The 14230-nt window shown below is 59.8% G+C and carries 4 protein-coding genes and 1 CRISPR repeat array; all 4 genes read right to left on the bottom strand.

The window, feature by feature from the left end; genetic code table 11:
* Nucleotides 1–10: 10 nt before the first annotated feature.
* The gene (locus tag AC3RLQ_RS10660) at nt 11–2848 is read right to left on the bottom strand and encodes a DUF8741 domain-containing protein (RefSeq protein ID WP_493036883.1); all 2838 of its coding nucleotides are present in this window, start codon (nt 2846–2848) and stop codon (nt 11–13) included.
* Entirely contained in the window at nt 2845–8181 is a 5337-nt protein-coding gene (locus AC3RLQ_RS10655; protein WP_493038717.1) for a DEAD/DEAH box helicase, read from the bottom strand. Before AC3RLQ_RS10655 ends, AC3RLQ_RS10660 begins: the two co-directional genes overlap by 4 nt.
* A 327-nt stretch (nt 8182–8508) precedes the next feature.
* A CRISPR array of direct repeats spans nt 8509–11541; the repeat unit is 36 nt; unit sequence GCTTCAACGGGGCCGCCCTCCGAGGAGGGCGGATAG.
* A gap of 213 nt (nt 11542–11754) precedes the next feature.
* On the bottom strand, nt 11755–12072 hold the full coding sequence (gene cas2 / locus AC3RLQ_RS10650; protein WP_397386015.1) for a CRISPR-associated endonuclease Cas2: 318 nt from the start codon (nt 12070–12072) through the stop codon (nt 11755–11757).
* Between the two features lie 21 nt (nt 12073–12093).
* Nucleotides 12094–14205 carry a CRISPR-associated endonuclease Cas4g/Cas1g gene (cas4g/cas1g, locus tag AC3RLQ_RS10645; protein ID WP_493036881.1) on the bottom strand — a complete coding sequence of 704 codons (2112 nt, stop codon included), beginning with the start codon at nt 14203–14205 and terminating at the stop codon, nt 12094–12096.
* Nucleotides 14206–14230 lie beyond the last annotated feature (25 nt).

The raw sequence follows: 14230 nt of genomic DNA, 5'->3' as shown, positions 1-14230 counted from the left end.
GCGAAATGGATCAGATGTCGGCAGGAAGGAGAACATACACACCGAGGACATCGACAGGGAGGCAGGGGGTGACAGTATAAGCGCCACGGTCATCTGCTGCCTGACGGACGCGGCGATGATCGGTGAGGAGGGCTTCTGCACGTTGCTGGGCAAGGGATTCGAGGTAAGTAGTCTGGGCTGTGAGAAAATCGAGGGCGGTCTGTATCTCGCGAGTGGCGGCAGCTTCGGTGAGGTTCGATGCGGGTTCGGCGGCGAGCAGGGCGGTGAGGTCGGATTCTGGGAGCCACTGCGGATCGCCACGACCAGCGACAGCGAGGGTGACGCATTCCTCTGCCATCAGCGTGCGGGTGACATCGCGGCGCTTGCTGGTGAGTTGATGGCGCAGGCGGAGGATGAAGATTGTCGTGGCGATGCTGACGGCGTTGGTGACAGTGGCGGAACTGCGGGCGGCGAGCGGGTGCTGGGAGCCAGACAGAGAATCCTCCAACAGGGTGTCGGCGAGCAGGGCGACGAGCGGGTGGGTGCGGTGGATGTAGCGAGCACCCGGCAAGGAAGCCTTTGGGTCGAAGTAGAGCGGGAGGGGCTTCTTGATACCTTCGAGGTCGAGGCGCTCGCGCAGCGCCTGCGGCAGGTGCTGCGGGAGCAGGCGGAAGGCGACTTTGCGGTGCGGCTCCAGCGGGGAATTCAAGCGAGAGCAGGTGTTTACGACGAAGCGCTGGATGTCACTACCGCCACCAAGCAGGGAACGCTGCTTTTCCCATTCAGGAAGCACCTCCTCTGGACGAAGCCGACGCTGGGCAAAGACGGTGCGGTTGGCCTTGGCGTTCTCCATGGCATCGCTCCAATGAGTGTCGAGTGTGGCGAGTTCGGGAGTAGCGGTCAGGTCGCCGAGGTCGAACTCTGTCTGGTAGTTCACCTTGCGGTTCTGTTTGAGCAGGGCGGCCTTGATAAGGGCCTGGTTGATACGCTGGGCATCCGCAGGCATGGGGACGAGAATGCCGAGTTCTTTGCGGATGGCCTCAGCCTTTCGGAGGATGACGTTGAGGATGAAACCATCTACTGGGTTGTCCTGGCCATAGAGCATGGTGGCACGCACTTCGCGGGCCTGCTGGCCGAAGCGATCCACCCGTCCTTCACGCTGCTCATGGCGAGAGGGATTCCAGGCGAGGTCGTAATGAACGACTGCGGTGAAGATGTGCTGGAGGTTGATGCCCTCGGATAGGCAATCGGTGGCGACGAGGACAATGGGTTTGGATGTCTCAAGCCATGCTTCACCGAGCGCAGCAACACGTTCCTCGCGTTCTGGGGATGGATATTCACCCGTGATGGCTTCGACGATGGCATCCTTAAACTCGGTGCCGAGATGCTGGGCGACGTAGCGGGCGGTGGCAATGTAGCGGCAAAAGACCACTGGGCGGAAGCCGTCTTTGAGCAAGCCGCGCAGGTGGGTGACGAGGGCGGCAAGCTTGGGGTCGCCTTTAGCACCGTTGAGGCGATGTGCGGTGGCGATGAGAGCTTTCAGTTTACCCGCTTCATCCTCCATGGCAGCGGCGGGTTCGATGTCGCTCTGGGTGAGTTCAGCGCCTGCGCCGTCGTAGAGGCGTTCATCCTCGTCCTCTGCGAGTTCCATAACGGCAGATGGATCGGAAGTGGACGAGCCTGAGAGACGGGTTTCAAGAGACTTGGCGGCAGCGGCGGGCGACGAGGAAACACAACGCAGGAGGGCGAGTGTGGCGTACCAGATCATGCGGGCGTGCTGGCCATGAGTCTGTTCGGCGCGGGTCGCGAGACCAACGCAGTAGTCGCGCACGTCATCAAAAAAGGCTCCCCATTCGCCAGTGAGAGCGTAGGTGATTTCGGTGGTGAAGCGGCGGGGGAAGACACTGGTGTCCTGCCATTCCTCAATGTCTTTGCGCCGGCGCTGGACGAAGTGACGGGCGAGCTCGTCGCGCAGGGTGCCGCGCTGATCTTTGTCTTCGCGAAGAGCAGAGAACTCAGGGCGTAGGAGCGAGAGCAGATTGTAGAATGCGTCGTTGTCGCCAGAGTGAGGGGTGGCGGTCAGCAGAATGAGGTGGCGGTCGTCATTAGCGGCGAGTTTTTGAAGCAACTCGAAGCGGAGCTGTTTGCCCTGGCCGGTGGCGCAGGTGTGGGCTTCATCCACTATGACGCATTCGGGGGCGATGGAGAGGAAGTGTTCGCGGTGACGCTCGCTTTTGATGTAGTCGAGGCTGACAACGACGAAGGGGTGTTGGTCGAAGAGAGATGTTCCAGGGGGCAGGGAACGTTCGACACGACTCGCGCTCGACGATGTGAGGGCGATGGCGCGGATGTGAAAGCGGTTTTCCAACTCGCCCTGCCATTGGTCCACGAGGTGGGGTGGGCAGAGGATGGCGCAGCGGGTAATCTCGCCACGGTCCAGCAATTCACGCAAGATGAGCCCGGCTTCGATGGTTTTGCCAATGCCGACGTCATCTGCGATGAGAAGGCGCACCACCGGCAGACGCAGCGCCATAAGCAGAGGGACAAGTTGATAGGCGCGAGGCTCGACGGCGATGTTGCCGAAGGATCGGAAAGGGCCGGCACCATTGCGCAGCTTCAGGTGAATGGCGTCACGCAGCAATGTGGCGGCTTGATGGCTGCCATGTCGGGATGGATCGGGTAACGGAAAGGTGGCGGGCTCGGGTGGAGTGAGTTCAAGATCGGGCAGGATGAGGGCGATGTCCTCTTCTGAACCGCCAAGGGGACGAAGGGATAGCGCTTCGGGTGAGGAGCCCGGCTGGACGACCCATTCTCGGCCTCGGGCACGGATCAGAGCACCTGGAGAAAAATCAGCGAAAGCGATGCTCATGCGGGAGGGAAAGGAGTGCCGAAGATGGCGGCGTGTGAGGCGAAGATGGCGGGCCACTGAGCGCTGTCAGGCGGGAAGACGATGACGGTGAAGCCACGGTCTAGAGCGTAGTCGATGGTGGAAGCCGTTGGGGGTGAGAGGAAGACGAGAGCACGAGAGGCTAGATATGCGGCATCTGCGATTGCGTCGCCGCCGTTAATAGGAAAAGCAAGCTGATCGGGCTTTCGCAAATTTAAGCTGGTGAGTCCAGTGAGCCAGACTTGGAGTGGCAAGGGAGTGCTGCCAGTGGTGGCATCGGCTGCCATGGCTGATGCGTGAAGGGGCTGCACGGTGGCATTCGCCAGCGCGGCAAGGAACTTCACCGCACCAGCGTTACGGCGGTCAATAATCTCATGATCGGGCTGGTTGTAGTAGGACAGGAGGCACTGATAGCAGCCTGCCTCGCATTGTATGGCATCAAGTCCGGCATTCGCACCGCCGAGGTCTTTGAGGTGATCAGGGTGGACCTCATTTCCAAAGATCTCGTAGTGCATGAGACTTAACGCGGTGCGTGCGGCCTGGGCAAGCTGGGTGGCATCGGTGGCGAGTCGATTGAGCACGCCTGCGCCGCCCTCAGCAGCCTCGTAAAAGAGCAGCGAGCGCCGCTCCTGCGGAGAGGGCAGGGCTTCGACCACAAGTTCGGCAGACTCGATCTGGAAAGTCTGTTCGATGCCGCGTTTGAGCGCGGCTTGAATGGTTGCCATAGATGCTTGTGGAAGCGGATCTGGCGGCGTGATGATGAGAATGTTGCGGTGGTCTTCGACAAAGGGGACGATGCGCTGGGATGCTGACTGCTTTTCCTTGGGCTCTTCGGAGGCATCTTCGGAGTCGCCTTCGGCATCGGGTTCGTCTTGCTTGCTCCACTGGCCGGTGAGTGGATTGATGTAGAAGCCCAGTTGTTTCTTGTCTTTGCGACGTCGCCAGCCGCGATTGATGCGCCACAGCGAGGCTGCTGGCGAGTAGGTGAGCTTTGCCACGGCCTCATTGCCACTGATGACATCGGCTTCCTGCTTGTCAGGGGCTCCACCGGGACCGGGCAGGAAGCGGTAGGTTGTGATGATGTCGAAGCCCTGGCGCTGGCGATCCTCGTCATTCACCGAAATGCGCTCTACGGGTTTGGTCTCGACGGTCTCGATGCGGTAAAGTTTGTTGACGCGGCTCTCCGAAACGAAAGCATTGCCGCAGTTATCGCAGACGTGGTGCTTCGGCTCGGGGTCTTCCGGTTTACCAAGATGACCATAGCCGCAGCGCGTACAGACGAGTGCATTCAGAGTGGCGAGCCGGGAGTCCGATGTGATGTGGTCGGCTGCGGTGACATTCAGCTTGGCACGCACGACGCGAAACATGCGGCCTTCATGGTAAATGAGACTACGCGGCCCGAACTCGGAGAGCGCAAGAAACCGTGGCCGACTAACCATGCTGCCTGAATCATCCTTACCGCTTTTGGTGCGGCCCTGAGCAGGTATCCAGGCCATCAGCGGAAGGCGTGGAAAGTTGTAGCCGGGCAGGAAACCTTGGCTGGCGAGATAGCGGAATGTATAAAAATCGTTGTTCTGCCCACCGCTGGTTTTGAGGAGGTGATTTCTCTGATTTACTGCGTCTGTATAGCGGCGCTTGGCATCCTCCGAATCTTTTCTGAGCGTGGCGGGACTCTTGTGAATTGCGTAGGCCACGTCCATTTGTTGCTGGGTTGCGTCGTAGAGATCCCGCCAACGTCCAAATGCTTTGGCAAAGGTGTCTGCACTCGTGCGAATGATGTTCTCGACGTACTCCTGCGAGAACCACGCGACTTTTTGTAGTTCATTTTCGACCTGAGCAATCACGTCTTTTGCCGCCGACAACGCACGTTGACCGACGGCAGGATCGGTGATGGCGTCCCATAAGCCGGGCTCTATCGGTTTCTCTCGTTCGTTCAAATTGAGAAGGGGTGCGATACTGGTGTCAATTTGCCTATATACCGCTGCGATCCAGACTGCGTGTAGGTGGCTTTCGATGAGGTCGCGATTGCAGAGATCAAGTGTGGGGGCTTTGACGACGCCGTGAACCATCTCGTCAGAGTGATGGAAGAACCATTGATCGTGAGGACTCATTGAGGCCGCGTAGGTGACGACGAGAGCGGCTTGGCCACTGCGTCCAGAACGTCCGCTGCGCTGAGCGTAGTTTGCCGGTGTGGGAGGAACATTTCGCAGATAAACCGTGTTCAGCGCAGAGATGTCCACACCGAGTTCCATGGTCGGTGAGCAGTAGAGAACCGGCAGGCGAATTAGAGGCCCACTCTGCCCAGACTCGTTTTTCCACCACTCTTTGTCGCGCTGTGACATGCGGAAACGAGCCTCCAGCACTTTGCGTTTATCGGCATCTACTTGCGCGGTGTGCTCATGCGCCTCGAAGTCGAAGAAGTAGTGGCCAGGCTTGCTGATAAGATCCGACACGGACTCATAAAGGTCGCGAAAAAAAACATTGGCTTTGCTGCCATCTGCCCCTGGCGTGTCATTCAGTTTCCAGCAAAGAGCAGTGTCTTTGAGCGCCCAGCCTGTCAGGGTTTTATCCACATTACATCGGGTCGCAAAACCGCATTTTGAAGCAGCCAGAAGGAAGGCGCGGATCAATTCGACAATGATCTCACCGTTCGTTTTTCGCAGACTTTTGGCTTCGGGATAGTTGTCCCATGCTTTTGCATAACGGATCTCACGCACTAGCCTAGATCTGGGACCGCCGCCTATGAGGTCATCGCGTTTGCGTCCTTTGTTGTCCGGTCGCTTGTCGAGGATGAGGTATCTCGAAGTCACCATTTTTTCATCGAAGCCGAAGGACCAGCGTTCCGTGAGGTGACTGGCGATGGTGGGCTTCATGCTGTCCTGCTTGGCAGCGTCGAGATATTCAGACTCCACGCACAAATCACGAAGCATGGCTTCGAAGATGATGCGGCCAAGGGTTGCTCGGGCCGGCGGTGGAAGTTCGCGCAGAAGTTTCCAAGCAGTACCTGTAGGGTCGGTGAGATTGTCTGGCTGCTTGTCGGCAGCAAAGGCATTCTCGTGAGCGGCAAATTCTGCCAAACCTGGATAGTCGATGTGTAGGAGGTCGAGTTGGCGCAGGTTTGGGTTGTTGAAGCGCCAGCCTTTGCGCAGATCCCGAAGCAAGCGGTAGCCGAGGACAAAGCGGGCAGCACGCGAAGCTTCCAATTTGGGTGGACCATAAAGCTCGGGTTCTAACAAGTATTCCGACAAGATGCTTTCGTCGTTCGTCTCAAAGCCAAGAGCCCGGAAGACCTGCACGCCCAGATCACCAGCGAGGAGGCTGCCGCCCTGCTGCTTCAGTGCCGTGAGCAAGCCGGCGCGAATTAGCAGGAGATACAGGAAGTCATTGAAATGACCCGCTTGCAGAGCGGCATCCTGGCGGTTGTCGGTGAATCCAAGTAGCTTGCGTGGATCGAAACTGGCGTTTGTGGGGAGTGGGGTATCGAAGTGCTGACGTAGTAGGGCCAACGTCAGAACCGTAGTGGCCGAGGATCGGCCTTCGCCTGAGAGACTGGAGAGGCGATTGATGTCGCGTCCATGGGCTTGGTGCTCGTACTGGCAATTAAGGCAGAAGCGGAATTTTCCTGGAATGAACCAGAAGTTTCTGCCTCCGCCATGGTGACCACGCTCATTCACTGAGACGGGCAGTGGAACTGCCTCCTTGTAAGTCTGCTTTATCTTGGTCTCGGTTTTGGGCTGCTCTGTCCAGGAGTCTGGGAGATCTTCGATGTTGCCTTGGTAGCTTTGCTCGGGTCGAATGGGGCAGAGAAATCCGAACCGTCGCTGTTTCTCATCGCTGCCGACATCGTCGATCTGGCGTGGCGTGAATTGCGGTGCGTTTTCGGACGACTCCCATACCGGATGATACTCCTGACCACATTCACGGCAGAAGTGGGTGGTGAAAAGCAAGACGCCCTCCTTCTGGCGACCGGGAGCGAAACGCTGGGCATCGAGGGTGATCTGCCTTTCGCCGTCGGGCTCCAGCGTGCTGAGCACTTTGCCAGGGCCGCTGATGAACTGGTGCAATTTGAAGGCAAACAGGGCACGTCCGTCCGGAGTGGTAACCTCCTGTGCAGCGCTGAGAAAGTTTTTCAACGCTTCCGTGGCCCTGGGGACTTCGACATCTGCATCTTTCGCCAGCAATTTCGCAGCCTCAGAAAGACTGCGCGGCCTAGCTCGACGAGGTTTCGACTGATTCCTCATGTCCAGGCCAAGTGTCAATTCAGTCCATACAGCGAGCGGGTCACGGCGGAAGGCGTCAAGTTCCGGCCACGGCCCTGAGGGAACGGCGAGGCGGCTGGCGAGGAGAGGCTTGATTGCGTCCAGTCCCTGAGACAGATCGGTGGTGCGCTCAAGGGTCTCGTCGATGACATCGGTCTCGGTGATGTTTGTTCCAAAGAGCTTGGAGGCCACGGCAGCCACCGTCCGCTGCTGGTCCTCCGCCGTGCCTGAGCTTGACATGGTGGCGGAGGTGCCGATGCAGAGGAGATTGTCGGCCTTGAGTCGCTGGCGAAGTCGGCGAACGAGCATGGCCACATCGGCTCCCTGGCGTCCTCGGTAGGTGTGCAGCTCATCGAGCACGAGAAACTCCAGCCCTTGGCAGTGGTTCACGACCTGCCGATCAACCTCCTCGAAGCGGGTGAGGATCAACTCCAGCATCATGAAGTTGGTCAGGAGAATGTCGGGAGGGTTCTTGGCGAGCGCCGCCCGTTCAGCGCTGCTCTCCTGCCCTGTGTAGCGGGCAATGCTAAGCCCGAGGCTCGATGCTCCGGGATTCTGCATGAACTTGCCGATCTCTTCCGCCTGGCTGTTCGCCAGGGCATTCATTGGATAGACGATGATCGCCCGCGTCCGGGGCGCTGGGTCCGTCTCTTTCTCGGAGAGGATGTGGTGAACGATGGGAATGAAAAAAGAGAGGGATTTGCCTGAGCCGGTACCCGTGGTCACGACGAAACTGCGCTGATTCTGTCCCTTGCTGACCGCCTGGACCTGGTGGGTGAATAGTCGAATGGATTGCAGGCTGGCAATGTCCTTTCCTGCCTTGAATAAGGTGGCGCAGCCCTCATGCAGAGAACCCTCTGCAACGAGTTCTTCAACAGAGAGCCCTCGTTTGTAGTTTGGATTGATCTGAATCAGTGGCTCAGGCCAGTAACGACCAGCTTTGTATTCAGCCTCGACGTGATTTTGAATATCCGTGGCTGCGATCCGCGTGAAGCTCCGGGAGAAGGAGCTATATTGGTCAATCAGGTCGTTGCGAAAGCGGAAGACGTTTTGCATGCGGAAATGGCTAGGCATGCATACTAGCAAGCGACCTTTATCAAAACAAAAGTTTCACCTGCTCTTTCTTGACGGAGATTCTGATGCGGCTGCTGACGGATCTGGTCAGCCAGACCGCCGACGTTTGAGGCCGCAAGTACCACCACGACGGCGAAGATGCCCTACAGGATAGCGAAGAGGCTGCCGAGGAGGGTGAGGGCTGACATGAGGCTCAATAGGGCATTATGATTGTCGCAAAAATGGCGCAAAAGTTCCGAGACTGCAGCCGTTCAATTCACCCGGCAGGTTGTGCCCCAAATCCGACGATGTCGCCCAGGCTAACTCGCAGCTTCAACGGGGCCGCCCTCCGAGGAGGGCGGATAGGCCGCCACGGCTCCGCGCCCAGGTCCGGCATTTCAACGCTTCAACGGGGCCGCCCTCCGAGGAGGGCGGATAGTTGCCCCTACGACTGGGAGCTTGTCGCTTTTCACACGTGCTTCAACGGGGCCGCCCTCCGAGGAGGGCGGATAGAGAGTGGCCAAATAGACGTGGTGGTCGGCCTTGTGCAGCTTCAACGGGGCCGCCCTCCGAGGAGGGCGGATAGGAACTCCTCGTTGCTCGGGTTGTGCCCGAAGTCGTTCGCTTCAACGGGGCCGCCCTCCGAGGAGGGCGGATAGATGTTCGATGGCATCACCGTTACCAACACCAAGCATGCTTCAACGGGGCCGCCCTCCGAGGAGGGCGGATAGGGCAGCTTCGACAAAGGGCTGGCTGCGGAGCTGGTGGCTTCAACGGGGCCGCCCTCCGAGGAGGGCGGATAGTCGGTGGGTGTGATCCAGGCCATGACGATGAATTGAGCTTCAACGGGGCCGCCCTCCGAGGAGGGCGGATAGGTGACTTCTCCGGGATGCTGGAGGACATCACACAGCAGCTTCAACGGGGCCGCCCTCCGAGGAGGGCGGATAGCGAAGAGACCCGCGAGGCCATCCTCGCCCTCGTGCGGGCTTCAACGGGGCCGCCCTCCGAGGAGGGCGGATAGTCTCATCACAGATACCTCGCCATCAAAAGATTTATTGCTTCAACGGGGCCGCCCTCCGAGGAGGGCGGATAGGCGAATAGCTGCGCTGCTTGTCTCCAAGCAAACCCACGCTTCAACGGGGCCGCCCTCCGAGGAGGGCGGATAGTTCCTGACCGCTGAAGAAATCGCCAGCTTCCAAGCTGCTTCAACGGGGCCGCCCTCCGAGGAGGGCGGATAGCCTTCAGCGTGGTTTGATGACACGGTCCCAAGCCTCGCTTCAACGGGGCCGCCCTCCGAGGAGGGCGGATAGGAAGGCCATCAAAAATGGGTTTCTCCTTCGCTGCGTGCTTCAACGGGGCCGCCCTCCGAGGAGGGCGGATAGCGCGTTCACCATTTCGGCGTATTCTTTGCGCTTGCCGCGCTTCAACGGGGCCGCCCTCCGAGGAGGGCGGATAGCCGCCGCCGCTTCACCGACCGCAGAAAACCACCGCAGAGCTTCAACGGGGCCGCCCTCCGAGGAGGGCGGATAGCCAATCGGATTGCGTCACGTAGTCGCCAACAAGGTGAAGCTTCAACGGGGCCGCCCTCCGAGGAGGGCGGATAGGATACCATGGTGGGATTCATCCACCCGCCGAATTTAGCTTCAACGGGGCCGCCCTCCGAGGAGGGCGGATAGCATGAGTTTGCGGACCTCCATTCACATCCCCCCGGTGCTTCAACGGGGCCGCCCTCCGAGGAGGGCGGATAGGATGCGTTTCATGGCAATCATTCCACGGTGTCAATTGCTTCAACGGGGCCGCCCTCCGAGGAGGGCGGATAGTTTTGATGCGCCAGCGGAAGGTGTTGGCCACCCACACTGCTTCAACGGGGCCGCCCTCCGAGGAGGGCGGATAGGCGCTCAAACCCAATCATGCCCTCAGCCATGCACGCATCGCTTCAACGGGGCCGCCCTCCGAGGAGGGCGGATAGATGAGGTAAAACATACGCGCCCTATGGCGCTTCACACAGCTTCAACGGGGCCGCCCTCCGAGGAGGGCGGATAGGAGCGGCTGAGCCTGGAAGCCGCGACCGACAGGAGCAGCTTCAACGGGGCCGCCCTCCGAGGAGGGCGGATAGGGCCAGCGTAGTGGCTTCAATGCCCGAGCCTTTCTCGCTTCAACGGGGCCGCCCTCCGAGGAGGGCGGATAGCCTGCCCCTGCAACTGTCGCCACTGCTCAGCAGGTCGTGCTTCAACGGGGCCGCCCTCCGAGGAGGGCGGATAGTCCTGAGCGCGGAAGGTGGTGAGCTGCTCATTCAAGCCTTGCTTCAACGGGGCCGCCCTCCGAGGAGGGCGGATAGGCGGATGCGGTGTGCCGGGGAAAAAATCAGCGGCCATGCTTCAACGGGGCCGCCCTCCGAGGAGGGCGGATAGCCCTGTTTGCCATGAGACCTGGCGCTCATTGATGGCCTCGCTTCAACGGGGCCGCCCTCCGAGGAGGGCGGATAGAATTTAGACCGCTACACCTTCAACAGCTTCCAGTTCAGCTTCAACGGGGCCGCCCTCCGAGGAGGGCGGATAGCATTGCAGCGCTTAGGCGAAGCCGCCGAAATCCTCGGCTTCAACGGGGCCGCCCTCCGAGGAGGGCGGATAGGCACGTCCCGCACCTCATAGCGCAGCTTGGCCAGGTCGCTTCAACGGGGCCGCCCTCCGAGGAGGGCGGATAGAGGCGTCTGTCCCATCCCGCACGCTCAGGCCACGTACTCGCTTCAACGGGGCCGCCCTCCGAGGAGGGCGGATAGAATCTGCCGCCCTGGGGGCTGTCCGGGTCGGGGTGGCGCTTCAACGGGGCCGCCCTCCGAGGAGGGCGGATAGGACGGTCAGGTTGTCAATACCAAGATCCACGATGAGGCTTCAACGGGGCCGCCCTCCGAGGAGGGCGGATAGCCCACCTACGCCTCCACGCCCATGACCACGCTGCAGCGGCTTCAACGGGGCCGCCCTCCGAGGAGGGCGGATAGGGCGCTGTCCTGGATTGTCATTGATGCACGCTGAGAGGCTTCAACGGGGCCGCCCTCCGAGGAGGGCGGATAGTGGTTTGCCAGTCATGGATTGATTCAGGCGGCCCATGCTTCAACGGGGCCGCCCTCCGAGGAGGGCGGATAGATTGCTTCCGCTTCACGCCACGGCTACCACTATCCATGCTTCAACGGGGCCGCCCTCCGAGGAGGGCGGATAGAAAGCAATCTACAACCGCGTGAATATGCAAACCATGGGCTTCAACGGGGCCGCCCTCCGAGGAGGGCGGATAGTAGCCGAGCCTCTTCAATCTTGCAGGGCACTCCAACAAGCTTCAACGGGGCCGCCCTCCGAGGAGGGCGGATAGAGTCGGCTCCCGGGCCTCGCAGATTCAAGCTTTCCAGCAGCACTTGGCGAGCGGCTGGTCAACAATGATGCTGGTGACGGGGACGACATTAAATAAAAGGGGCGAAAGCGTTGGTTTTCAACGTGCGAGCGCTTGCGGCATCCTAAGACGCCACCGAACCGCTCGCGGTCTAAACTTTGGATATGTAAAAGATCACAAACGAACATGAGTGTTCTACACCACGTAGCACGGCGCATCAAACTTGGAATATGGCAATCCCAACGATGAAATCACCCGGTCGCCACGTCCCTCAGCAGGCCCGAGCGAGACGAATAGCACCTGGTCTTCGTCCTGCTTGATCAGCGATTTCAGTTCACGCTGGAGTTGGACGAGTTCGCGGGGATTCAGATCACACTCGAAAACGGAGAACTGCAGGTGCGTGCCATGATTCTTGCACACCTTGAAGACCTTCTTCAACCGCCTGTCATTGGCGATGTCATAGCACACCAGGTAAGTGTGACGTGAACTGACGATGACATTGCGGTCGGACATGAGGGAAGGGATTTCAAATCGTCATCGGGTGACCATAGGCACATACTCCGGGATCTCTCCCGTCAGATGGCGGGCCAGCAGCCGCGCCTGCAGTTCCAGCACACGGCGATAGCTCACCTTGTAATCGAACACCGGGTGGGTGATCAGGGCGTTCATGCGTTGTTCGTAGGCTTGGAAAAAGGCCTTCCGCCCCTGGGGGCTCAGATTCACGGCATCACCGGCACGTACAAAATGACCGCTTTGGATCATGCGATTGTTGATTGCAGTCAGCACCGTGCTCTCTGCGATGAGTGGGCGAAACTCCTCCATCAGATCCAGGGCCAACGCAGGCCTGCCGTGGCGTGGTTGATGATAAAAGCCGACGTACGGGTCAAAGCCCACTGCCAGAGCTGCGATGGTGCAATCCTTCGCTAGCAAGCTGTAGGCCAGCGAGAGCAGCGCATTCACAGGGTCTGTGGGCGGCCGGCGACGGCGTTGGGTGAAGTCAAAGGTGAATGCCTCCGCTTCGGCCTTACGCTTTTTCTCAGCGGACTGCGTCATCTCCAGTCCCGGGATCTCATCATCGAGATCGTCCTCACCCACCTTGATCATACCGGCGAAGTTTTGAAAATAGAGTGCAGCCGCTGCGCCCTCCATGCCCAACAGCTCATCTAGACCGCGAGCCGACGGCACACGCCCGGCGATCTCCTTCATACCCTGCACGGCTGCGGCGGGCGGCTGCATATGCAGACGCATGAGCATGGTGCGATGGTTCCTGATCTTCGCCTGCACGATCTTTTGGGCCATCGCCAGACATTGCAACGGATTGGACGCTGCGGCGAACTGCCGAATTCGCGTATGCACATTCTTCAGACCATGCCCGCGAGTCAGTCCGTAAAACCAGCCGCCCATGCTGAAGTAGGCCACCGGGATCTCCTGCTCGCACAGTTCCTGCACCGCCTGCGTGCTGAGTTGGATGTTCCCAAACAGCGCCACATGAGTCACGTCATTCATCCGCACCTCGTCGATCACACTGTCGCCATCCTTGATGACCAGCCGCTCCGATTTGACGCCCACGCGATACCCCTGGGTGTTCAGATACAGCGCACGCTCATCGTCGCGTGCGGCGATCAATCGTCGTGGAGAATTCACCACTGCATTCGCGGGAAAGCGGGACGTTTCGGAGGGTAGGGGACGTGCGCCCACCAGCAGCCGCGTCTCATCCGGCAGGCAAACCGGTGCCAGAGAGCAGCGCACGCATTTGGGACTGTTCACCAGCGGCGGCGGGATCGTGGGAGAGGCCGCAACGACCCGCGCCGCAGCGATGCGGTCGATGATCCACGCCTCGATCTCCGTCGTCATCACCAGTCGCACTCGTTGCTTCGTCGCCCGGTAATAAATGACACCCTCATCACAGGGGTAGCCATTGTCGCGCAGGATCAGGATCTGCAGCCCCAGCTGCATCTTGTCAGCATCCCACAGTTCATTTTGGTCCACACCCTGTCTTGGCGCACCCGCCTTGTAGTCCACCGGCGTAACCGACTGCGCCTCGCGAACGGCAAAAAAATCATCCGCACATCGTGCCTTCACTTTCACCTCGATGAGGTCCATTTTGGCCACCACATCGAGCCGCGTCGAACTCATCATGGCTGAGCGTGAATGAATTGTCTCCATGGGAGGCTCCGCATCCTCAGCCGGCGTCATGGTCTCTGCCGCCGCAGTCTCGCCAGCGCTTGGCTCGGCCGAGGCCTGACTCTCTACACCTGGCTCTTCGCCCTCGGCGCTCGCTTTCTTCTTCGCTCGCAGCAGCGCACCTTTGCCCCGGTCCACCTTCTCATGGATCGCCGATCCTCGCGCAGTGTCCGCATTCTCCACAAACACCCCTTCCACCTGCTCGTAATAAAACAGGCGCGGGCAGTAAACAAACTCATTCAGCATCCGAGCCCGCATCGGCTCCTGGCTTTTTTCGGCTGGTTTTATCGTCGCAGGATCGGTCAACGACTCCGCCACCTCCACCATGCGCCGTACCCCAAAAAGATCGAACTCCGGGTGATCCACCGGCTCCGGCAGCGGTTCATAGAGATATTCCGGCTCCCACTTCTCGGGTCGATGCGGGTAAGGAGCACGTGCAGTGCGATAGGCGGGCAGATTCATGATAAGTGGCCCGCAACAGTCAATC

It is taken from the genome of Prosthecobacter sp. GW821-HT29F12 (genome assembly GCF_058803405.1).
Note: the sequence above shows the minus strand (reverse complement) of the source record. Positions and strands in the feature narration are given on the sequence as shown.